Annotated in this window: 25 protein-coding genes and 1 tRNA gene; 15 read left to right on the forward strand and 11 right to left on the reverse strand. The window is 74.3% G+C overall.

Annotation, left to right across the window (positions count from 1 at the left end; translation table 11 throughout):
- Nucleotides 1-9: 9 nt before the first annotated feature.
- The 6 genes from ald to scpB all read left to right on the forward strand — a co-directional run bounded on the left by ald (nt 10) and on the right by scpB (nt 5,461).
- Nucleotides 10-1,125, forward strand: a complete 1,116-nt coding sequence (ald, locus tag ACI79W_RS18845) for an alanine dehydrogenase (RefSeq protein ID WP_456563620.1) — start codon at nt 10-12, stop codon at nt 1,123-1,125.
- A gap of 8 nt (nt 1,126-1,133) precedes the next feature.
- Complete coding sequence (locus ACI79W_RS18850) at nt 1,134-2,090, forward strand: site-specific tyrosine recombinase XerD (protein ID WP_456563651.1); 957 nt, start codon at nt 1,134-1,136, stop codon at nt 2,088-2,090.
- A 210-nt stretch (nt 2,091-2,300) separates the two neighbouring features.
- Nucleotides 2,301-3,206, forward strand: coding sequence for a ParA family protein (locus ACI79W_RS18855; RefSeq protein WP_456563621.1), 906 nt, complete (start codon nt 2,301-2,303; stop codon nt 3,204-3,206).
- Nucleotides 3,203-3,715, forward strand: coding sequence for a hypothetical protein (locus ACI79W_RS18860; protein WP_456563622.1), 513 nt, complete (start codon nt 3,203-3,205; stop codon nt 3,713-3,715). Before ACI79W_RS18855 ends, ACI79W_RS18860 begins: the two co-directional genes overlap by 4 nt.
- A 73-nt stretch (nt 3,716-3,788) precedes the next feature.
- The gene (locus tag ACI79W_RS18865; RefSeq protein ID WP_456563623.1) at nt 3,789-4,631 is read left to right on the forward strand and encodes a segregation and condensation protein A; all 843 of its coding nucleotides are present in this window, start codon (nt 3,789-3,791) and stop codon (nt 4,629-4,631) included.
- Nucleotides 4,628-5,461: an SMC-Scp complex subunit ScpB gene (scpB, locus tag ACI79W_RS18870; RefSeq protein WP_456563624.1), complete on the forward strand. Its 834-nt coding sequence runs from the start codon at nt 4,628-4,630 to the stop codon at nt 5,459-5,461. Before ACI79W_RS18865 ends, scpB begins: the two co-directional genes overlap by 4 nt.
- Nucleotides 5,462-5,486: 25 nt before the next feature.
- Here scpB and ACI79W_RS18875 read toward each other — a convergent pair whose 3' ends face one another.
- A complete protein-coding gene (locus ACI79W_RS18875; protein WP_456563625.1) occupies nt 5,487-5,885 on the reverse strand; it encodes a hypothetical protein in 399 nt (132 codons plus the stop codon).
- A gap of 103 nt (nt 5,886-5,988) precedes the next feature.
- Between ACI79W_RS18875 and ACI79W_RS18880 the strand changes: the two genes are divergently transcribed.
- Entirely contained in the window at nt 5,989-6,834 is an 846-nt protein-coding gene (locus ACI79W_RS18880) for a pseudouridine synthase (RefSeq protein ID WP_456563626.1), read from the forward strand.
- Between the two features lie 14 nt (nt 6,835-6,848).
- On the opposite strand, the gene ACI79W_RS18885 is transcribed toward ACI79W_RS18880, so the two are convergent.
- A complete protein-coding gene (locus tag ACI79W_RS18885) occupies nt 6,849-7,466 on the reverse strand; it encodes a LysE/ArgO family amino acid transporter (protein ID WP_456563627.1) in 618 nt (205 codons plus the stop codon).
- A gap of 73 nt (nt 7,467-7,539) precedes the next feature.
- Here ACI79W_RS18885 and ACI79W_RS18890 point away from each other — a divergent pair, with 73 nt between their 5' ends.
- From ACI79W_RS18890 to ACI79W_RS18915, 6 genes are all read left to right on the forward strand, one after another.
- The gene (locus ACI79W_RS18890) at nt 7,540-8,430 is read left to right on the forward strand and encodes a LysR family transcriptional regulator ArgP (RefSeq protein WP_456563628.1); all 891 of its coding nucleotides are present in this window, start codon (nt 7,540-7,542) and stop codon (nt 8,428-8,430) included.
- Nucleotides 8,431-8,739: 309 nt separating this feature from the next.
- Nucleotides 8,740-9,102: a chorismate mutase gene (gene aroH, locus ACI79W_RS18895; RefSeq protein ID WP_456563629.1), complete on the forward strand. Its 363-nt coding sequence runs from the start codon at nt 8,740-8,742 to the stop codon at nt 9,100-9,102.
- Nucleotides 9,103-9,130: 28 nt separating this feature from the next.
- Nucleotides 9,131-9,835 carry a (d)CMP kinase gene (cmk, locus tag ACI79W_RS18900; protein WP_456563630.1) on the forward strand — a complete coding sequence of 235 codons (705 nt, stop codon included), beginning with the start codon at nt 9,131-9,133 and terminating at the stop codon, nt 9,833-9,835.
- A complete protein-coding gene (gene der / locus ACI79W_RS18905) occupies nt 9,832-11,178 on the forward strand; it encodes a ribosome biogenesis GTPase Der (protein ID WP_456563631.1) in 1,347 nt (448 codons plus the stop codon). The genes cmk and der overlap by 4 nt, the downstream gene beginning before the upstream one ends.
- A gap of 86 nt (nt 11,179-11,264) precedes the next feature.
- Nucleotides 11,265-11,338: transfer RNA gene (locus ACI79W_RS18910), tRNA-Pro, on the forward strand.
- A 906-nt stretch (nt 11,339-12,244) separates the two neighbouring features.
- Nucleotides 12,245-12,997, forward strand: a complete 753-nt coding sequence (locus tag ACI79W_RS18915; protein ID WP_456563632.1) for a GAF and ANTAR domain-containing protein — start codon at nt 12,245-12,247, stop codon at nt 12,995-12,997.
- 16 nt (nt 12,998-13,013) lie between these two features.
- Here the strand turns inward: ACI79W_RS18915 and ACI79W_RS18920 are convergent, their stop codons facing one another.
- From ACI79W_RS18920 to paaA, 7 genes are all read right to left on the reverse strand, one after another.
- Complete coding sequence (locus ACI79W_RS18920) at nt 13,014-13,280, reverse strand: hypothetical protein (RefSeq protein WP_456563633.1); 267 nt, start codon at nt 13,278-13,280, stop codon at nt 13,014-13,016.
- A 179-nt stretch (nt 13,281-13,459) separates the two neighbouring features.
- Entirely contained in the window at nt 13,460-14,209 is a 750-nt protein-coding gene (locus tag ACI79W_RS18925; protein WP_456563634.1) for an ANTAR domain-containing protein, read from the reverse strand.
- Between the two features lie 288 nt (nt 14,210-14,497).
- Nucleotides 14,498-15,574 (reverse strand): 1,2-phenylacetyl-CoA epoxidase subunit PaaE, encoded by a 1,077-nt coding sequence (gene paaE, locus ACI79W_RS18930; protein ID WP_456563635.1) that lies wholly within the window; start codon nt 15,572-15,574, stop codon nt 14,498-14,500.
- An 80-nt stretch (nt 15,575-15,654) separates the two neighbouring features.
- The gene (gene paaD, locus ACI79W_RS18935; RefSeq protein ID WP_456563636.1) at nt 15,655-16,161 is read right to left on the reverse strand and encodes a 1,2-phenylacetyl-CoA epoxidase subunit PaaD; all 507 of its coding nucleotides are present in this window, start codon (nt 16,159-16,161) and stop codon (nt 15,655-15,657) included.
- Entirely contained in the window at nt 16,158-17,066 is a 909-nt protein-coding gene (gene paaC / locus ACI79W_RS18940; protein ID WP_456563637.1) for a 1,2-phenylacetyl-CoA epoxidase subunit PaaC, read from the reverse strand. Before paaC ends, paaD begins: the two co-directional genes overlap by 4 nt.
- A gap of 80 nt (nt 17,067-17,146) precedes the next feature.
- A complete protein-coding gene (gene paaB, locus ACI79W_RS18945; RefSeq protein ID WP_456563638.1) occupies nt 17,147-17,503 on the reverse strand; it encodes a 1,2-phenylacetyl-CoA epoxidase subunit PaaB in 357 nt (118 codons plus the stop codon).
- Nucleotides 17,500-18,483, reverse strand: a complete 984-nt coding sequence (gene paaA / locus ACI79W_RS18950) for a 1,2-phenylacetyl-CoA epoxidase subunit PaaA (protein ID WP_456563639.1) — start codon at nt 18,481-18,483, stop codon at nt 17,500-17,502. Before paaA ends, paaB begins: the two co-directional genes overlap by 4 nt.
- A 116-nt stretch (nt 18,484-18,599) precedes the next feature.
- Here paaA and paaK point away from each other — a divergent pair, with 116 nt between their 5' ends.
- Together paaK and ACI79W_RS18960 are read left to right on the forward strand one after the other, a co-directional pair.
- The gene (gene paaK / locus ACI79W_RS18955; protein WP_456563640.1) at nt 18,600-19,946 is read left to right on the forward strand and encodes a phenylacetate--CoA ligase PaaK; all 1,347 of its coding nucleotides are present in this window, start codon (nt 18,600-18,602) and stop codon (nt 19,944-19,946) included.
- Nucleotides 19,943-20,563 carry a TetR/AcrR family transcriptional regulator gene (locus tag ACI79W_RS18960; protein ID WP_456563641.1) on the forward strand — a complete coding sequence of 207 codons (621 nt, stop codon included), beginning with the start codon at nt 19,943-19,945 and terminating at the stop codon, nt 20,561-20,563. The genes paaK and ACI79W_RS18960 overlap by 4 nt, the downstream gene beginning before the upstream one ends.
- 3 nt (nt 20,564-20,566) lie before the next feature.
- On the opposite strand, the gene paaI is transcribed toward ACI79W_RS18960, so the two are convergent.
- Both paaI and ACI79W_RS18970 read right to left on the reverse strand, forming a co-directional pair.
- On the reverse strand, nt 20,567-20,998 hold the full coding sequence (paaI, locus tag ACI79W_RS18965; RefSeq protein ID WP_456563642.1) for a hydroxyphenylacetyl-CoA thioesterase PaaI: 432 nt from the start codon (nt 20,996-20,998) through the stop codon (nt 20,567-20,569).
- Entirely contained in the window at nt 20,998-21,198 is a 201-nt protein-coding gene (locus ACI79W_RS18970; RefSeq protein ID WP_456563643.1) for a hypothetical protein, read from the reverse strand. The genes paaI and ACI79W_RS18970 overlap by 1 nt, the downstream gene beginning before the upstream one ends.
- Between the last annotated feature and the right edge of the window lie 144 nt (nt 21,199-21,342).

Consider the following 21,342-nt stretch of genomic DNA (forward strand, 5'->3'; position numbering starts at 1 on the left):
GAGCCAGCGATGCGGGTCGGAGTTCCCCGAGAGGTCAAGAACCGGGAGTACCGGGTGGCGCTCACGCCGGCGGGCGTGACGGAGCTGACGCGCGCCGGGCACGAGGTGCTGGTGGAGCAGGGTGCGGGGGAAGGTTCCTCCATCCCCGACGCCGACTTCACCGCGGCCGGTGCCCGCATCGTCGCCGAGGCCGACGACGTGTGGACCGATGCCGACCTGCTGCTCAAGGTCAAGGAGCCGATCGCCGAGGAGTACGGCCGCCTGCGCGCCGGCCAGACGCTGTTCACCTACCTGCACCTGGCTGCGTCGAAGGAGTGCACCGACGCGCTCGTCGCCTCGGGGACGACGGCCATCGCCTACGAGACCGTCCAGAAGGCCGATGGCACGCTGCCCCTGCTGGCCCCCATGTCCGAGGTGGCCGGGCGGATGGCGCCGCAGGTGGGCGCGCACTGCCTGGAGCGGGCGCACGGCGGGCGCGGCGTGCTGCTCGGCGGGGTGTCCGGGGTCTACGCCGCGAAGGTCGTGGTGATCGGCGCCGGGGTCTCGGGCATGAACGCGGCGGCGATCGCTCTGGGCATGCAGGCGGAGGTCGTCGTCATGGACCGCGACATCGACAAGCTGCGGGCCGCCGACCGGATCTACCAGGGGCACCTGCAGACCGTCGCCTCCAACGCCTACGAGGTGGAGCGCGCCGTGCTGGACGCCGACCTCGTGATCGGCGCCGTGCTGGTGGCCGGGGCCAAGGCACCCGTGCTGGTCAGCAACGAGCTGGTGGCGCGGATGAAGGCGGGCTCGGTGCTCGTGGACATCGCCGTCGACCAGGGTGGCTGCTTCGAGGACACCCGGCCCACCACGCACGACGACCCGACCTTCCGGGTGCACGACTCGGTCTTCTACTGCGTGGCCAACATGCCGGGCGCGGTGCCCAACACCTCGACCCACGCGCTCACCAACGTCACGCTGCCCTACGTCATGGCATTGGCCGCCGAGGGCACGGCCGCCGCCGTCCACCGCGACCCCGCGCTCGCCCACGGGGTCAACGTCGTGTCGGGCAGCGTGGTGCTGCCCGAGGTCGCCGAGGCCCACGGCATGGCCGCCGTCCCGCTCCAGGAGGTGCTCCGCTGACCAGCACGCTGTCCGCCGGCCCCGACGTCGACCGGGTCGTCACCGGCTACCTCGACCACCTCACCGTGGAGCGGGGGCTCGCGGCCAACACCATCGCCTCCTACCGCCGCGACCTGCGCCGCTACACCGAGTACCTGGCGGGGGCGGGGGTCCGCGGCCTCGGGGAGGTGGCGGAGTCCGACGTCGCGGGCTTCCTCGCCGCGCTGCGCCGGGGGGACGACGACCACCCGCCGCTGTCGGCCACCTCGGCGGCCCGCGCGGTGGTGGCGGTGCGGGGGCTGCACCGGTTCGCGCTCCTCGATGGGCTCGTCCCCGACGACGTCGCCCACGAGGTACGGCCGCCCACCCCGGCCCGCCGCCTGCCGAAGGCGGTGCCGGTGGAGTCGGTCGTCGCGCTGATCGAGGCGGCGGGCTCGCTGGAGGGGCCGCGCGGGCTGCGCGATCGCGCGCTGCTGGAGGTGCTGTACGGCACCGGCGCGCGGATCTCCGAGGCGGTCGGGCTGGCCGTCGACGACCTCGACCGCGGGCAGCGCACCGTGCGGCTCGCGGGCAAGGGTGGCAAGGAGCGCGTCGTCCCGGTCGGCAGCTACGCGCTCCGGGCCGTCGAGGAGTACCTGGTGCGGGCCCGGCCGGCGCTGGCCGCGAACGGCCACTCGGGGGTGCGGGGCGGCGCGCTGTTCCTCAACGTGCGCGGCGGCCCGCTGTCCCGGCAGAGCGCCTGGTCGATCCTCCGGACGGCGGCCGAGCGCGCCGGGCTGGCGCACGGTCTGCACGGCACCGAGATCTCGCCGCACACCCTGCGGCACTGCTTCGCGACCCACCTGCTCGACGGCGGCGCCGACGTGCGGGTGGTGCAGGAACTGCTGGGCCACGCCTCGGTCACGACCACCCAGGTCTACACGCTGGTGACCGTCGACCGGCTGCGCGAGGTCTACGCGACCAGCCACCCCCGTGCGCTGACCTGACATCCGGCGCGTCACCGATCTGACAGATCTTGTCACGAACTCGGCTTGACCAGTCACACTGGTTGGCATTCGTCGCCATGTCGACACGTCGACGGCGCGCCGCGTTGGGAACCTCGCTCCATCTCCCTAGCGTCCTCTCCACCCGAGCGGACAGGACGGCTGGCCGCACCCGGAACGTCCGGACGGGCACCGAGCTGGAGGCGACAACCCATGGCGATCCGAGCGGACGCGGCCTCTGCCGTCGCGCGCCCGCACGACACCGACCCCGAGATGGGGGCGGCCGCGCTGCGGCTGGACCCGGCCCGCGCGCGCCAGCGCCCGCTGCCGGACCCGAAGCCGCTGACGCAGCACGGCCCGGCCCGCGTCATCGCGATGTGCAACCAGAAGGGCGGCGTCGGTAAGACGACGTCGACGATCAACCTGGGCGCTGCGCTGGTGGAGTTCGGGCGCAAGGTGCTGCTGATCGACCTGGATCCGCAGGGCGCGCTGTCGGTGGGCCTGGGCGTCCCGGCCCAGAACCTGGACCGGACGATCTACAACGCCCTCATGGAGCGGCGGACCAGCCTGCGCGACGTGCGGGTGCACACCGACATCCCGGGCCTGGACCTGGTCCCGAGCAACATCGACCTCTCCGCGGCCGAGGTGCAACTGGTCAGCGAGGTCGCGCGGGAGCAGACGCTGCTGCGCGTGCTGGCCGACGTCGTCGAGGATTACGACTACATCCTCATCGACTGCCAGCCCTCCCTCGGCCTGCTGACGGTGAACGCGCTCACCGCCGCCCAGGGCGTGGTGATCCCGCTGGAGTGCGAGTTCTTCTCGCTGCGCGGAGTGGCCCTGCTGGTCGACACGATCGACAAGGTCAAGGAGCGGCTCAACCCGTCGCTGGAGATCAACGGCATCCTCGCCACCATGTACGACTCCCGGACGGTGCACTGCCGGGAGGTGTTCAGCCGCGTCGTCGAGGCGTTCGGCGACACCGTGTTCCAGACCGTCATCCAGCGCACCGTGCGGTTCCCGGAGACCACGGTCGCCGGGCAGCCGATCACCACGTGGGCGCCCACGTCGTCGGGCGCCTCGGCGTACCGCGACCTCGCCAAGGAGGTGCTCGCGCTGTGACGCGCCGGCCCGTGCTCCCGGGTGCCTCGGAGCTGTTCCGCCGCACCGACACCGCCTCGGTGCCCGAGGTCACCGAGCTGCCCAGCCTGCCCACGCCGGCGAGCTCGCCCGCGCTGCGCAGCGCCGCCCGACGGGTGGGTGAGTCCGCCGCCGAGGCGGCCGCGTCGCTCACGCTCGTGCCAGGTGGTGCCCAGCCGGCCGACGACGACCTCGCCGCCTTCCGGGCGGCCCCGGCCGAGCCGGCTCAGGCCCCGGTGCTGCAGCCACGGGTGGCCACCCGTGGCAAGCCGGCCCGCCGCACCGAGCGGACCAAGCACGACGAGAAGATCACGGTCTACATCTCCGCCGACGAGCTGCTCGCCCTCGAGTCGGCGCGGCTCACGCTGCGGGCGCACCACGGGCTGGCCGCCGACCGGGGGCGCATCGTCCGCGAGGCGGTGTCGGTGCTGCTCGCCGACCTGACCGAGCGCGGCGAGGACGCGATCCTCGTCCGCCGGCTCAAGGCGTAAGGACCCTCCTGCCTCCCGCCACTCGCAGGCTCGCGGCGGGCCGCTGCAGGAGGGCCGCCTACGGTGGGTGCTCGTGACCGGGAGCAGCGGAGCGGTTCCCCCGGCCGACTCGGCCGGGGGAACCGCTCCCGCCCGTTTCACCGTCCGGCTGACCAACTTCGAGGGCCCGTTCGACCTGCTCCTGCAGCTGATCGGCAAGCACAAGCTCGACGTCACCGAGATCGCGCTGTCCCAGGTCACCGACGAGTTCATCGCCCACCTGCGCGCGCTCGGTGACGAGCTCGACCTCGACCAGGCCAGCGAGTTCCTCGTCGTCGCCTCCACGCTGCTGGACCTCAAGGCGGCCCGCCTGCTGCCGGCGGCGGAGGTCGACGACGAGGACGACCTGGAGCTGCTCGAGGCGCGCGACCTGCTCTTCGCCCGGCTGCTGCAGTACAAGGCGTACAAGCAGGCCGCGGCGTTCCTGCGCGAGCGCGAGTCCGGCGCCGTCCGCCGCTTCGCACGCGAGGCGGCGCTGGAGCCGCGGTTCGCCGAGCTCGTCCCCGAGGTGCTGCTGGGCGTCACGCCGCAGCAGTTCGCCGCCCTCGCTGCCCGTGCGCTCGCGCCGAAGGCCCCTGAGACGGTCAGCGTCGCGCATCTGCACGCGCCCCCGGTGAGCGTCTCCGAGCAGCTGCTCCTGGTGCGCAACCACCTGCTGCGGTCGGGGACGGCGAGCTTCCGGGCACTCACCACCGACTGCGGCCACACCCTGGAGGTGGTGGCCCGGTTCCTCGCGCTGCTCGAGCTGTACCGCCAGCAGCGGGTGGTCTTCGAGCAGCTGACGCCGCTGGGCGAGCTGCACGTGCGGTGGACCGGCGAGTCCGTCCCCGACCCGGCCGGCGCCCCGGCCCCCGACGCCGACGAGGAGTACCGGTGACCGACGACCGTGCCGGCCAGGATCCCACCCCCATCTCCTGGGAGGCGCTGGCCGCCGAGCTGGCCGCCACCCGCGAGCAGGCGGCCGAGCGGGGGGACGCCGACCCCGCGGCCTGGGACGCCGTGGCGGCCGAACTGGCCGCGCGCGTCGCGGAGCGGCCCGTCGAGGAGCGGCCGGTGCCGGCGGTGCCCCTCGAGGACGTCGCCGCCGTCGTCGCACCCGTGCCCGATCCGGCTGCCGAACCGCAACCGGAGCGCGGGCCGGAGCCCGCGGTGCTGCTGGACCCCGAGGAGCTGCGCGGCGGCCTGGAGGCCCTGCTGTTCGTGGTCGACGACCCGGTGGACGAGGAGACGCTCGCCGCCGCCCTGCGGTGCCCGCCCGAGCAGGTGCGGCAGGGGCTGGCGGAGCTGGCCGCGGGGTACGACGAGCGCTCGGCGGGCATCACGCTGCGCCGCGTGGGGGAGGGGTGGCGCCTCTACACCCGCGAGGAGCACGCCGGCGTCGTCGAGCGGTACCTCGGCGAGGGGCAGCGCAGCCGGCTCACCCAGGCGGCGTTGGAGACCCTGGCCGTCATCGCCTACCGGCAGCCGGTCACGCGGGCCCGGGTGTCGGCGATCCGCGGCGTCGGGGTCGACGGCGTCATGCGGACGCTGATCGGGCGCGGCCTGGTGCGCGAGGTGGGCAGCGACCCCGACAGCGGCGGCGGGCTCTACGCCACCACGCCGCTGTTCCTGGAGCGGCTCGGGCTCACCAGCCTCGCCGAGCTGCCCGAGCTCGCGCCGCTCCTGCCGGAGACGGCCACCTTCCTCGAGGAGCACCCCGACGCCTGAGCGGCCCTCCGGGAGGCCTGACGGGTCAGCGGCGGCGCGGCGGGAGGAAGCAGGCCGACGCGGCCAGGAACGTGACGATGCCCGCGCCCAGGGCGGCGAGGACCGCGCCGCCCGCCCCGTCGTCCGCGACGACGGCGCTGGTCACCCACACCACGGCGAAGAGCGCGAGGGAGACCACGGCGAGGGGCGCGCCGACGAGCGCGTCGCGACCCCGGGGACCGGCGGCCGGGTCGGCGGAGCGCAGCGAGACCAGCAGGACGACCAGCGAAGCCACCGACAGCCCGAGGGCGAGCAGCGCGGCGAGCCCCGCGCCGATGTTGGCGCCGTCGGCCGGGTCGCCGGTCAGGAGGGCGACGACGAAGAAGCCCCACAGGGCCGCGGCGACCGCCGCGAGCCCCAGACCGGTCCTCCGGGTGCGCCGCATGGCGTCATCCTGCGGCAACGGGTGCCCCCGGAGGCGATCGCGGCCGCGGGGTCACCTGAAGGGGGAGGAGGGCCCGACCCGGTGGGTGGGACACTGGTCGGCGATGAACACGCCGACCCCGAACGACGAGAGCACCACCGCGGCCGGCGAGGGCTGGTCGGAGGACATGGAGCTGGCCCCGGCGCACCCCGGTGACCGGCCGGCGGCCGACGCCGGCGACGAGCGGCAGGGGGAACGGCTGCAGAAGGTCCTGGCCCGGGCCGGCGTCGCGTCGCGCCGGGTGGTCGAGGAGATGATCGACGCCGGCCGGATCAGCGTGAACGGCAGGCAGGTCCGGGTGCAGGGCATGCGGGTCGACCCGCTGCAGGACAAGATCGCGGTGGACGGCGCACGGCTCGAGATCCGCGACGACCGCGTCACCTACGCGATCAACAAGCCCGCCGGGGTCATCACCGCGATGAGCGACGACCGCAACCGCCCGACCATCGGCGACATGGTGGGCGACCTGGCCCCGGGCCTGGTGCACGTCGGCCGCCTCGACCAGGACACCGAGGGCCTGCTGCTGGTCACCAACGACGGCGAGCTGGCCCACCGGCTCGCGCACCCCTCCTACGGCGTGCGCAAGACCTACCTGGCGCAGGTCTCGGGTTCGGTGCCGCGCGATCTGCACCGCCGGCTGCGCTCCGGGGTGGAGCTCGAGGACGGCCCGGTGAAGGTCGACTCCTTCTCGGTCGTCGACACCCACGCCGGCCAGTCCGTGGTGGAGGTGGTGCTGCACGAGGGGCGCAAGCACATCGTCCGCCGCCTGCTCGCCCACGTCGGGCTGCCGGTCTCGCGGCTGACCCGCACCGCCGTCGGCCCCGTGCAGCTGCAGCGCATGCGCAGCGGCTCGATCCGGAAGCTGTCCCGCCAGGAGATCGGCGCGCTGGAGGAGCTCGTCGGGCTCTGACCGCCCGCGGCGGCTCAGAGCGCCGAGGAGAGCAGCCCCAGGCCGAGGGCGGCCATCACGACGGCGATGCCGGCGTCCAGGACCCGCCAGGCCGCCGGACGGGCGAAGAGCGGCCGGAGCAACCGCGCCCCGTACCCGAGCGCGCCGAACCACACGAGGCTGCCGACCACGGCGCCCCCGGCGAACCACCAGCGCCGGTCCCCGTGGCTGTCGGCGACCGATCCCAGCAGCAGGACGGTGTCCAGGTACACGTGCGGGTTGAGCCAGGTGAGCGCCAGGCAGGTGACGACGGTGGCGGCCAGGCCGGAGCCCCGGCCGCCGGTGTCGACGGCGATCGAGGACGGGCGCAGCGCGCGGCGGGCGGCCAGCACGGCGTAGCCCAGCAGGAAGGCGGCGCCGGCCAGCCGGACGACGGTGATCGCGTCGGGGAGGCGCGCGCTCAGCCAGGAGTTGCCGGCGACCCCGGCGACGATGAGCACGGCGTCGGACACCGCGCAGACCGCGACGACCGCCGGGACGTGCTCGACGCGCAGCCCCTGCCGCAGCACGAAGGCGTTCTGCGCGCCGATGGCCACGATCAGGGAGAGGCCCAACCCCAGCCCGGCCACCGCGGCCAGCAGTCCCGTCGTCACGTGGAGCCACGCTAGGCAGGGCATCGGCTCCAGTCGAGCTCATGTTTCTCATGCGCCATTAGCATCGCTGTCCGTGGACGTGGACCTGGCGCAGCTGCGCACTCTGGTCGCAGTGGTCGATGAGGGCACTCTCGAGGCGGCGGCCCGGCGGCTGCACGTGACCCCGTCGGCGGTCTCCCAGCGGCTGCGCGCGCTGGAGGAGTCCACCGGCCGGGTGCTCGTGCGGCGCGGAAGGCCCGCCACGGTGACGGTCGCCGGGGAACCGGTGCTGCGGCTGGCGCGCCAGGTCGGCCTGCTGATCGCCGACACCGGCCGGACCCTGGACCCGGAGCAGGCCGGGCCGCCCGTGGTCCCGCTCGCGCTCAACGCCGACTCCATGGCCACCTGGGCGCTGCCGGCGCTGGCCCCGCTGGCCGGCGAGCTGCTCCTGGACCTGCACAGCACCGATCAGACGCGCACCAGCGCGCTGCTGCGCGACGGCACCGTGATGGGTGCGGTCACCTCCGACGCCGAGCCGGTGGCCGGCTGCCGGGTGACGCCGCTGGGCACGATGCGGTACCTGCCGTGCGCGGCGCCGGGCTTCCTCGACCGCTGGCTGCCCGATGGGCCGGACGCCGCGGCCCTGGCGCGGGCGCCGGTGGTCGTCTTCGACCGGAGCGACGACCTGCAGCACGCCTACCTGCGCCGCCACCTGCCCTCGACGGCGGACGTGCCGGTCCACCACGTGCCCTCCTCGGCGGACTTCCTCACCGCGGTGGCCCTGGGCCTCGGCTGGGGCATGCTGCCGGAGCTCCAGCTCGGGGCCGGGACGGGGGGCAGCGGAGCCGTCCGGCCGTTCGACCCGGCCGGCGCCGTCGACGTGCACCTCCACTGGCAGCAGTGGCGGCTGGACTCCGCGCCGCTGGACCGGGTGGCCGATGCCCTGGTCCGGTCGGCGCGCGCCCGATTGCGGGGCGCGCGCTGACCGGACCGGCGGTCAGCTGCCGTGGGCGAGGAGCACCTGGTCACCGCGCGGGTCGACGGTCGCACGCCGCCGCGGGAGGGCGAGCCGGTGCACGTGCGCCCGCCGGGCACGTGCACCTCGTCGACGGCCGGAGCGGCGCGCGGCTGGGCGGCTGAGAGCCCGGTCCGGTGGCGCGGACACGGGCCGCCGGACCGGGCACCGCGCACGCGCGGGGAGGGGAGCAGTGCGCGCGGGGGAGAGGGACGGCGGCGCGCTCCCTAGACTCGGGTGGTCCCCGGGCCGACGGGGCCGCGCGAACGAGGAGTGTGCATGGCCGTCCGAGCCATCCGCGGTGCGACGCAGGTCGACGCCGACGACCGGCAGCAGGTGCTCGAGGCGACCCGCGAGCTGGTGAGCGCCGTGCTCGAGCGCAACGGGCTCGAGCACGACGACGTCATCAGCATCCTGTTCACCGCCACCCCCGACCTGGTCTCGGAGTTCCCGGCCCTGGCCGCCCGCGAGCTGGGCATGGGCGGGGTGCCGCTGATGTGCGCGACCGAGATCGGCGTGCCCCACGCGCTGCCGCGGGTGCTGCGCCTCATGGCCCACGTCGAGACGCCCCGGTCGCGCGCGGAGATCCAGCACGTCTACCTGCGCGGCGCCGTGGCGCTCCGGCGCGACATCGCGCAGTGACCCGAGAACGACGAACGAGCAGGAGCACATGAGCACCCCCCAGAGCCCCTTCCGCGGGTCGGTGACCCTCGACGGCCCGTCGGGGACCGGCAAGTCCAGCGTCGCCCGCGGCGTCGCCGCCCGGCTCGGCGCGGCCTACCTCGACACGGGGGCGATGTACCGCGCGGCCACGGTCGCCGTCCTGGACGCCGGCGTGGACCCCGCCGACGCCGAGGCAGTGGCCCGCACCGTCGCCGAAGCGCGGATCGTCGTGGGCACCGAGGCCGGCAGCGAGCGGGTCGAGGTCGGTGGCGCCGACGTCGCCGCCCGCATCCGCGGCGCCGAGGTCACCCGTGCGGTCTCGGCGGTCTCCGCCGTCCCGGCCGTCCGCCGGCAACTGGTCGCCCAGCAGCGGGCCCTGGTGGCCGGTGCGGAGGCGGTCGTGGTCGAGGGCCGCGACATCGGCACGGTCGTGCTGCCCGACGCGACGCTGAAGGTCTACCTGACCGCGGCCCCCGAGGTGCGGGCCCAGCGCCGGGCCGGCCAGCTCGGCGTCACCGATGCCGCGGAGATCGCCGCCCTCGCCGCCGACCTCCGCCGCCGCGACGAGTACGACAGCAGCCGGGCCGACAGCCCGCTGCGCCCGGCGGCCGACGCCGTCGTCGTCGACAGCAGCGACCTCTCCCAGGCCCAGGTGGTCGACCGCATCGTGCTGCTGGCGGAGACCGCTGTGCCCGCGGGGGACCGGACGTGACCGAGCCGCAGGGCGGGCCGCTGCCCGTCGTCGCCATCGTCGGCCGGCCCAACGTGGGCAAGTCCACGCTGGTCAACCGCTTCCTCGGCCGCCGGGCGGCCGTCGTGCAGGACACCCCGGGCGTGACCCGCGACCGCATCGCCTACGAGGCGCTGTGGAACGGCAAGCGGTTCACCGTCGTCGACACCGGCGGCTGGGACCCGAAGGCGGCCGGCTTGGGCGCCTCCATCACCCGGCAGGCCGAGTACGCCATGAAGACCGCCGACGTCATCGTCTTCGTCGTCGACAGCCAGGTGGGCGCCACCGAGACCGACCTGGCGGCCGCACGGGTGCTCCGGCGCAGCGACCGGCCGGTGATCCTGGTGGCGAACAAGGTCGACGACGAGCGCAGCGAGGCCAACGCCGCCGAGCTGTGGAGCCTCGGCATGGGTGAGCCGCACGCGGTCAGCGCGCTGCACGGCCGGGCCAGCGGCGACCTGCTCGACCTCGTCCTCGACGCGATGCCCGAGGCGCCGCGCGAGCAGGAGGAGGAGGGCGGTCCCCGCCGGGTGGCCCTGGTCGGCCGGCCCAACGTGGGCAAGTCGAGCCTGATCAACCGGTTGGCCAAGGAGGAACGCTCGGTGGTCGACTCGGTCGCCGGTACGACCGTCGACCCGGTGGACTCCATCGTCACCCTGGGCGGTGAGGAGTGGCGGTTCGTCGACACCGCGGGGCTCCGCCGGAAGGTGAACACCGCCAGCGGGATGGAGTACTACGCCAGCCTGCGCACCGAGGCCGCCATCCAGGCTGCCGAGGTCGCGGTCGTGCTCCTCGCCGCCGACGAGGTGATCAGCGAGCAGGACCAGCGGGTGATCAGCCAGGTCGTCGAGGCCGGCCGGGCGCTGGTCATCGCCATCAACAAGTGGGACACCCTCGACGAAGACCGCCACTACCAGCTCGAACGCGAGATCGAGCGGGAACTGGCCCGGGTGAAGTGGGCCTCGCGGGTGAACATCTCCGCGGCCACCGGCCGCGGCGTGAGCAAGCTCGCCGACCACCTCCGGTCGGCGCTGGCCTCCTGGGAGACCCGCGTCCCCACGGCGGAGCTCAACACCTTCGTGCGCTCCCTCGTGCAGGAGACGCCGCCCCCCGCCCGGGGTGGCCGGGCACCGAAGATCAAGTACGTCACGCAGGCTGACGTCCGGCCGCCGCGGTTCGTCGTCTTCTCCACGGGCTTCCTGGAGGCCGGCTACCGGCGCTTCCTGGAGCGCAAGCTGCGCGAGCAGTTCGGCTTCCACGGCACGCCCATCGAGATCTCGGTGAAGGTCCGCGAGGGGCGGGACAAGGACGGGAAGCGCGGCTGACCACCGTCGAGGCGGTGGAGGGCCGTGCGGTAACCTTCTCGGGCGGTCGTTCGTGGCCCGGGGAGCCCCGGGCGTCGTCCGGCTCGCGGGCTGTAGCGCAGCTTGGTAGCGCACTTGACTGGGGGTCAAGGGGTCGCAGGTTCAAATCCTGTCAGCCCGACAGTGTGATGTAGCAGGACACCGGAACGCCCGGACCCACGACCGGTGGGTCCGGGCGTTCGTCAGTTCGCTGGGACCGGGTGGTCGGGTGGGCCCGGTGGCGGGCGGCGCACGGGCCCGATGCGGCTTGCCGGTCGTGATCGGCGACGAAGTCGTCGAGGAGGATCTGCGGTCCCGTGATGGTCTGCCGGCTGCGTCGGTCGGCGCCCAGCCGGTCCTCCCTCGTCCGCTGGGAGCGGTGTGGGCCTCGCCGTACGTCATGGGGCGGTCGGGCCGCGCCTCCTCCCCGTGGTGCGCAGTCGGCGGAGCCGGTGCCGCCGTCGGTGCGTTCGTCCCGGCCCGGCCCTGAATCGATCTCCCCGTGGTTGAGATCACGGCAATCGCTGACGAGGGGTCAGGGGAGGGACGTTGACGGAAGCGCAGTTGCTACCTCCCGTCGTCCGGGACTCGATGCGCTTCGAACTGCGGAACCTGCAGCGCAGTGGGGCCTTCGAGGTCCTCTTCGGCGGGGGCGTGGATGGGCGGCGGCTGCACCTCTCCGACTCCTCGGGCACCCGCAGCAAGGTGCTGCGCGGTCTGGGTGTGGAGGGATCGCGCGCAGGCCTGCGCGGTGCCGACCACCACCTGGATCGCCCGCCCGGGCCGGTTCGGCCGGGCTCCAGGTGGTGGTCCGTGTGCCGCAGAGCCGGGCAGGTGGACGTCGGCGGACCACCGCGGACCGGCGGTAGGTGATCGCCGACCGGGTAGCTGGTCGGTAGGCCACTCACGGGGGCGCCCCGCTCACCACCGGGTAGACCGATCGGGCAGGCCGGCGGGGGCCGTTCCGCCGGCCTCCCGGCCCTGCCAGAGTGCGGGGGTGGGCCGCACGACTCCTGGCACGCCTGGACCCTCCGGTGACGAACGGCCGGTGACTCGTGCCGGGGCCCCACCCGCCGACCGCCGGGGACGGCCCTCGGCACACGCGACCGGCGACGCCGTCCGCGACGACCTCTCCCAGCGGCTGTCGGACCTGGCGCGCGAGATGCAGCACCAGACCGACGCGGCGGCGGTCGTGGAGCACATCGTCTCGGCCGTCGTGGGCACGGTCCCGGGAGCCGAGGAGGCCACCCTCAGCCTGGTCCAGGGACGCCGGCGGGTGGAGTCGGCCGCGGCCACCGGCGAGCGGGCGCGGCGGTTCGACGCCCTGCAGCGGGAGCTCGGCCAGGGCCCCTGCCTGGACGCCGTGTACGAGCAGGTCACCGTGCGCGTCGACCACCTGGCTACCGACCCCCGCTGGCCGGAGCTCGCCCGCCGTGGCCCGGCGGAGCTCGGGGTCGCGAGCATGCTGTGCTTCCAGCTGTTCGTGCGCGACAACGATCTGGGTGCGCTGAACCTGATGGCCCGCCGGCCCGGGGCGTTCACCGACGAGTCCGAGCGGATCGGGCTGCTCTTCGCCAGCCATGCCGCCATCGCCCTCGCCGATGCGCAGGACCTCAACCACATCACCGCAGCGCTGGCCAGCCGCGACGTCATCGGCCAGGCCAAGGGCATCCTGATGGAGCGCTACAAGGTCACACCGGAGGTGGCGTTCGCCCTGCTGGTGCGAGCCAGCCAGGGCACCAACCGCAAGCTGGCCGACGTCGCGGAGCAGTTGACGCGGACCGGCGCCCTCGGCAGATGACCCCGGTGCTCACCCCTCAGCGGGGATCGCCCCCACCGTCCCGGATCGGGGCGAGGCTCGGGCTGCCGATGTCCCACAGGGCCTCGTTCAACGCCTGGGACAGCGCGTTGTGCTCGTGGTCCGGCCAGCGGGTGCTCCCGCCGAGGTAGTCGGCCAGGTCGGTGCGGGAACGGTTACCGCCGCACGCGAGGTATGCCCACCACAGGGGGATGGGCTCCAGCCCGCCGAGCCCTCGGGCGACGACGGTCAAGGAGCAGGCGAGCTGGGGTGCGGTTGCGGTCATGCTGTTCCTCTCGCGCCGAACGGCGGGTGGCTGCACCCGGGACTCCGCTGGCGCGCGGATCGGAAGGGGGCCCGTACCTCAGGGTCGTGGGGTGTGACCGTTGCTGCGGTTGATGGTGCGCGCGAGAGCGGTCGAGCGGCTGTGCTGCGGACCTCCGCCCGGAGAGGAGTGCGTCCCGGTCAGCGACGACGGCGGCTGTCGCCCGCGGGAACACCCGGGAGCACACCGGTGAGCACCAGGTGGTCGGCGATGTCGCGAACCTTCCGGTTGCTGTGCATGGAGGCGCGAGCCAGGAGCTGGAATGCCTGGTCGGCGGTCAGCTTGTGCCGTTCCATGAGCACGCCCTTGGCCTGGTCGATGACCGCCCGGGACTCCAGCGCGGCCTGGAGGTTGTCGGCCATGTCGCGGGCGTGCTGGTAGGCGTGCAGGTTGCCGGCGGCGACCGCCGCGTACGGGCCGAAGCGGGTGGCGGCCGATCGGCTGGCCTCGTCGAAGGCGTGCGTGCTGCGGGCGTAGATGTTGAGCGCCCCGGTCACCTGCGCGTCGCTGTCGATGAGGAGGGGGATGGACAGGGAGCTCAGGTTGCCGTGCTCGGCCGCGCGGCGCGTGTAGTCCGGCCAGCGGGTGTCGGTGCGCGTGTCGGGGATCTCGGTCAGCTGACCGGTCCGGGCCGCGTGCAGGCACGGGCCGTGGCCACGCTGGTACTGGGTCTCGTCGAGGTCGACGGCGAGCTGCCCCGTGGACACGACCGTGGTGGGGCGGTCCCTGACCAGGAGCAGCACCGAGGCGTCGGGGTTGCCCGGCATGACCGACCTGGCCAGGTCGGCCACCGTCTGCAGCAACGTGTCCATCGACAGCTCGCGCAGGGAGAGCCGACCGAGCTGCTCGAGCGCATCGGTGGCGGGCTGGGGGGTGTGCGTGCCGTCCACGGCAGGGCCTCCGGTCATGACACCGGGGGCGTGTGACCTCGGCAGCGGGACCCGGTCTCGGGCCCGCGTCGCGGGTACGCCGTTGCTGGACGCAGTGTCGATGCACCTGGACATCCCCGCTGGGCGCGACAGTACGCGCACCGCGGCGGGATGCGCTGCCAGCGACTGCCGGTCGAGAGCCGTCGCGGCGCCTCTGCGACGCCCGCCCAGCGGTACGACCGTTATCCCCAACAAACAGACGACAACGACCCGGACGCGCCATGACAGCAGCGAGGACTTCCCGCCCGATCAGGCGTCGAAGTCGACCGTGAGCTCGTCGGAGACCGGCAGCGACTGGCAGGTGAGCACGTAACCTGCCTCGACCTCGGCGGGCTCGAGGGCGTAGTTGCGCCGCATCTCGACGGCGCCGGCGGTCATTCGCGCCCGGCAGGTGCCGCAGACGCCGCCCTTGCAGGCGAACGGCAGGTCCGACCGCACCCGCTGGGCGGAGTCGAGCACGGCCTCGCCACGGGGGAGGGCCAGCGTGGTGGAGCGGCCGTCGAGGACGACGGTCACCTGGGCGCTGGGCCCGTCGACGGTCTCCTCGTCACCGCGGACCGGCTCCGGCGGGACGTCGTCGACGTAGAACAGCTCCTGGTGCACTCGCTCCGGCGGGACTCCCAGCTCGGCGAGCAGCGCCCGCGCGTCGGTCACCATCCCGTGCGGGCCGCACAGCCACCAGTGGTCGACGTGCGACGCGTCGACGAGGTTGCCGACCAGCGCGCGCAGCCGCGCGCCGTCGAGCCGGCCGCTGGTCAGCTCGGCGTCCCGGGGCTCGCGGGACAGCACGTGGACCAGTTGCAGCCGTGGGCCGTAGCGGTCCTTCAGGTCGGCGAGCTCGTCGGCGAACATGACGGTGTTCGCGCGACGGTTGCCGTAGAACACCGTGACGGTCGACTCGCCGTCCGGCAGGACCGAGGCGGCCAGCGACAGCGCCGGGGTGATCCCGGAGCCGGCCACGACGAAGACGTGGTCGCCGGGTGCCGACAGGTCCGCGGTGAAGGTGCCCGACGGCGGCAGCACGTCGATCCGGTCGCCCGGGCGCACCTCGTGCACCAACCAGGACGAGAAGAACCCGCCCGGTACCTCGCGGACGCCGACCCGCGGGGCGGCCCCCGCCGGCGCGCAGATCGAGTACGAGCGGCGCTCGTCCCGCTCGCCGTCGACCCGGCGGAGGGTGAGGGCCTGCCCGGGCCGGAAGGCGTAGTCGGCGGCCAGCTCCGGGGGCACGTCGAAGGTGACCGCCACGGCGTCGTCGGTGAGCCGTTCCACGCGGGCCACGGTGAGCGGGTGGAACCGCAGCCGGCGGCGGGTCGGTGCGCTCACTCCGCCTTCGGAGCCGCTCCGCGGTCGCTCCGCTCCTCGCTCGCTGGCGCTTGCTGCGATGCTCACTCCCTGCCGCGTCACTAGATCTCCTTGACGTGCTCGAACGGCTCGCGGCAGCTGCGGCAGCGGCGGAGCGCTTTGCACGCTGTCGACCCGAACTCCGAGAGCTCCTCGGTGTCGGCGGAACCGCACAGCGGGCAGGCCGCGGTGCGCCGGGGCGGCCCCAGCTGCAGGGGGACGGGACCGTCGGCGCGGGCGGGTGCGCTGCCGGGCGGCGCGATGCCGGCGGCGGCGAGCTTGGTGCGGCCCTCGTCGGTGATCCAGTCGCTGGTCCAGGCGGGGGAGAGGACCGTGCGGACGTCGACGTCGTCGAACCCCGCCTCGTGCAGCGCGCGCAGGAGGTCGGCGCGCATGACGCCCATCGCGGGGCAGCCGGAGTAGGTGGGCGTGATCTCGACGACGACGGCGCCGTCGCCCTCGGCGCGGACGTCGCGCAGCACGCCGAGGTCGGCCAGCGTCAGGGTGGGCAGCTCCGGGTCGGTGACCTGCTCGGCGACGGAGCGCGGGTCGGGGCGCACGGCGCTCACCAGGTCGCCGCCGGGTGCTGCCGGGCCAGCCCCTGCAGCGTGCCGAGCAGCTCGGCGAGCTCCGGCCCGTGCTGCCCCAGGCGCCCCCGGGGTGGCGCGCTGGCGGGCCAGCCGGGGACGGGCAGCGTGGCGCGCTCGAGCACCTGGCCGAGGGCGTCGCGCACCTCGTCGCGGACCTCGGCCGGGTCGACGGCGACGCCCGCCCGGGCGAGGCCGATCTCGACGTCGGTGGCGGTGAAGAGGTCGGCGAGCAGCGGCCACACCGCTTCGACGGCGGACCGGGCGCGCCGGTGCGACTCCTCTGTCCCGTCGCCCAGGCGCACCACCCAGCGCGCCGCGTGGTCGCGGTGGTACGCCAGCTCGTGCACACCCTTGGCGGCGATCGCGGCGAGCACCGGGTCGCGGGAGGCGCGCAGCCGGGTGAAGACCGCTAGCCGCACGGTGGCGGCGGCCAGCAGCCGGACGACGGCCTGGGCGAAGTCGGCGTCGGGCGCGGCGACGAGTGCGGTGCTGCGGAACTCGTCGGCGTCGCGGAAGTAGGCGAGTGCGTCCTCGTCGGGGATGGTGGCCCCGGCCCGCTCGCGGGAGAGACCGAGCACGCCGGCGGAACCGGCGCGGGCCAGCAGCAGCCGGGCCTGGCCGAGCAGGTCCAGGGCGATGTTGCCGATCGCCACCTCCTCCTCGAGCTCGGGGGCGCGGGTGATCCACTGCGTCAGGCGCTGGGCGAGCACGAGGGCGTCGTCGCCGAGCATGAGGCAGTACGCACCGAGGTCGGCCGGGTGGATGCCGTCGGGCACGGTCGTGTCGACGCCGGCCAGCGGGTCGTCGAACCCGGTGCCGAACGCCCAGTGCCCCGCGTCCCCGTGCGCGTTGGTCAACGCGTCGTAGACGGTCTCCTGGTGCATGGTGACTCTTCTCCGCGGTGACATCTGCGAACCTGCCCTCACCGGGCGGCTGATGGGAGCGGGTGTGCAGTTGTCGCCGCTCACATGTGGGGGACGTCCGCGGGGATCTCGTAGAACGTCGGGTGGCGGTAGACCTTGTCGCCGCTGGGGGCGAACAGCGGGCCCTTCTCGTCGGGGCTCGAGGCGGTGATGTCCGCGGACCTGACCACCCAGATGCTCACGCCCTCGTTGCGCCGGGTGTAGAGGTCGCGGGCGGCGTCGACCGCCATCTCGTCGTCGGGGGCGTGCAGCGAGCCGACGTGCACGTGGTTGAGCCCCCGCTTGCCGCGGACGAACACCTCGTACAGCGGCCAGTCCCGCTGCACGGCCCGGGGGCGCGGCTGCACCGGCACGTCCGGCCCGGTCGGGACCGCACCGTGGCCACCTTCCGCGGTCACCTCCTCCACGCCGGCGCCCCCTCGTGCTTGCGGGCGTAGGCGGTGGCCGCGTCGACCACCCAGGCGTTGTCGTCCCGCGCCGCCCGGCGCCGGGCGATGCGCACCGCGTTCATCGGCCCGTCGCCGGCGATGACGCGGGCGAACTCGGCCCAGTCGATCGCGCCGAGGCGCCAGTGGCCGGCCGCCTCGTCCCACGTGAGGTCCTCGTCGGGCAGCGTCACGCCGAGGACCTGGGCCTGGGGCACGGTCATGTCGACGAAGCGCTGCCGCAACTCGTCGTTGGTGTGCCGCTTGATGCCCCACGCCATCGACTGCGCCGTGTTGGGGCTCTCGTCGTCCGGCGGGCCGAACATCATCAGCGAGGGCCACCACCAGCGGTCCACCGCGTCCTGCACCATCGCGCGCTGCTCGTCGCTGCCGCGCATCATCGTCATCAGCAGCTCGTAGCCCTGCCGTTGGTGGAAGGACTCCTCCTTGCAGACGCGGATCATCGCCCGGGCGTAGGGCCCGTAGGAAGAGCGGCACAGCGGCACCTGGTTGCAGATCGCCGCGCCGTCGACCAGCCAGCCGATCACGCCGACGTCGGCGTAGGACAGCGTCGGGTAGTTGAAGATCGAGCTGTACTTCTGCCGCCCCTCGATCAGCTTGTCGGTGAGGTCGGCGCGGTCGGCCCCCAGGGTCTCGGCCGCCGAGTACAGGTAGAGGCCGTGCCCGGCCTCGTCCTGCACCTTGGCCAGGAGAACCGCCTTGCGCCGCAGGCTCGGCGCGGCGAGTAGCCAGTCGCCCTCCGGCTGCATGCCGATGATCTCCGAGTGCGCGTGCTGGGCGATCTGCCGGACGAGCGTCCGCCGGTAGCCCTCCGGCATCCAGTCCCGCGGCTCGATCCGCCGGTCGGCGGCGATCGTCGCGTCGAAGTGCTGCTGCAAGGCCGCCTCGTCGGGGCTGCCGGCGGGGTGCCGGTCCAGCGTGGGCGCGGACATCGGTCCTCCCTCGAGCTGTTTACCGACCGTCCGGTCAGGAATAGTGTGACCCAGGTCGCAGAAGCGCACAAGCGACCCGGCACGAGGCACCGACCGAGGAGCGAGGACGGCAGGCGATGACGACCGGACGGCGGCACCTCGGCGAGGCCCCGCCCCCCGCCCAGCTCGATCCGGTGGAGCGGATGCCCCTGGAGGAGCTGCGCGCCCTCCAGCTGGATCGGCTGCGGTGGTCGCTGCGGCACGCCTACGACCACGTGCCGCACTACCGGCGGGCCTTCGAGGCGGCCGGTGCGCACCCCGACGACTGCCGCGAGCTCGCCGACCTGGCGCGGTTCCCGATGACGGGCAAGGACGACCTGCGCGGGAACTACCCCTTCGGCATGTTCGCCGTGCCGCGGGAGCAGGTCCGCCGGGTGCACGCCTCGTCCGGCACGACCGGCAAGCCGACCGTCGTCGGCTACACCGAGCACGACCTCGCCACGTGGGCCGCCCTCATGGCCCGTTCCATCCGCGCCGCCGGCGGTCGCGCGGGCGACGTGCTGCACAACGCCTACGGCTACGGCCTGTTCACCGGTGGGCTGGGGGCCCACTACGGCGCCGAGGCGCTCGGCTGCACCGTCGTCCCGGTCTCCGGTGGCATGACGCCGCGCCAGGTGCAGCTCATCACCGACTTCCGGCCGCGGGTGGTCATGGTGACGCCCTCCTACATGCTCACCGTCGTCGACGAGTTCGAGCGCCAGGGCGTCGACCCGCGCTCGACCGGCCTGGAGATCGGCATCTTCGGCGCCGAGCCCTGGACCGAGCAGATGCGGCAGGAGATGGAGGAGCGGCTCGGGATCCACGCCGTCGACATCTACGGGTTGTCGGAGGTCATGGGTCCCGGCGTCGCGCAGGAGTGCGTGGAGACCAAGGACGGCCTGCACGTGTGGGAGGACCACTTCTGGCCCGAGATCGTCGACCCGCTCACCGGCGAGGTGCTGCCGGAAGGGGAGCAGGGCGAGCTGGTGCTCACCTCCCTCACCAAGGAGGCGATGCCGGTCGTCCGGTACCGCACCCGGGATCTCACGCGGCTGCTGCCTGGCACCGCCCGGCCCGGCATGCGCCGCATCGAGAAGATCACCGGCCGCAGCGACGACATGATCATCCTGCGCGGGGTCAACCTGTTCCCGACCCAGATCGAGGAGATCGTGCTGCGCACCCCCGGGCTCTCCCCGCACTTCGCCCTGGAGCTGACGACGCGGGGCCGGCTGGACCACCTGACCTGCCGGATCGAGGCCCGCCGGGACACCCCGGGTGACCGGCGCGACCCCGCCGCCGCCGAGGTGGCGCAGGCGGTCAAGGACACCATCGGCACGAGCATCGACGTCGTGGTGGTCGACCCCGAGACGCTGCCCCGCTCGGTCGGCAAGCTCAAGCGGCTGCACGACCTGCGGGAGCGTCCGGCGAGCGGTGACCCGGCGTGACCGCAGCCGGGGCGGCGACGGGGCGGCGCGGGCGGCCCGGCCACTCGCTGGACTCCTTGCTGCGCACCGCCGTCGGGCTGTTCAACGAGCGCGGCTACGACGCCACGAGCATGGACGAGCTCGCCGCTCGGCTGGGCGTGACCAAGTCGGCCATCTACCACCACGTGCCGAGCAAGGTGGAGCTGTTGCGGCTGGCGCTCGACCGGGCCCTGGACGCGCTCTTCGCCGTCACCGAGGAGCCGGGGGCCACCAGGGGTCCGGCCATCGACCGGCTCGAGCACGTCGTCCGCGGCTCGGTGCGCGTGCTCGCCGCCGAGCTGCCGTTCGTCACCCTGCTGCTGCGCGTGCGCGGGAACTCGGCCGTGGAGCAGGCCGCGCTGGAGCGGCGCCGCCGGTTCGACCGGATCGTCACCGACCTGGTGCGCGCCGCGGAGCGGGAGGGTGACGTCCGCCCGGACGTCGACCCCGCCGTCACCAGCCGCCTGCTCTTCGGCACCGTCAACTCGCTCACCGAGTGGTACCGGCCCGACGGCGGCCTCTCCGCCGACGTCCTCGCCGACGCCGTCGTCAGCACGGCGTTCGCCGGGCTTCGCACCCGGCAGGCGCCGGGACCCTGAGCCTCAGTCGGCGCCGGGCGGGAGCAGCGGGCTGTGCCCCCGCATCTCCGCGAGCAGCAGCCCGTCCGTGTCGCGCGTGACGGCGACGTCGTAGATGCCCCCGCGCCCGGCGACGGAGCACTCGACGGCCGCGGCGGAGACGGCGTCACCGGCCCGGGCCGGCGCGAGGTGCTCGATGCTGCACGATCGGGCCACGGCCGGTCGGCCGTGCGAGTTGCAGGCCATCGCGAAGGCGATGTCGGCAACGGCGAACAGCGCGGCCCCGTGGGCGGTGCCGTGCCCGTTGAGCATCTCGGGACGGATGCTCAGGTGCGCGGTGACGACGCCGGGCGCCACGTGGCTGACGGTGACGCCCAGCGCCTGCGCCGCGGCGTCGCCGGCCAGGTAGCGGCGGACGGACTCCTCGGCGACCGACCGGGGGGAGGGGCCGGTCATCAGCCGGAGGTGAGCCGGACGCACTCGGGGCAGGGGTCGGCCGACCCCCGGCCGCGCGGGCCGTCCCACGCGCCCTGGACGACGCCGACCGACGCCCCGCAGATGCCGGCCCAGGGCGCCGGCAGGTCGGCGGTGCTGCGGAGGACGGCGTGCGCCCGGCCGGTGGCCTGGTCGCGGCCGGCCGCGTGGTCGCTGGTCATGCCCCCAGCATGCGTCCTGTGCGCGCCGCGGGCCGCCGGGGGTCTTGTCCACCGCCCGCTCGCCGGGCAGGCTGTGACTCAGGACACATCGGCCACCAGGGAGGCGTCGTGGCAGCCCGTACCGCTCATCCGCTCCGCGCGACC

It is taken from the genome of Blastococcus sp. SYSU DS0533, from assembly GCF_054050775.1.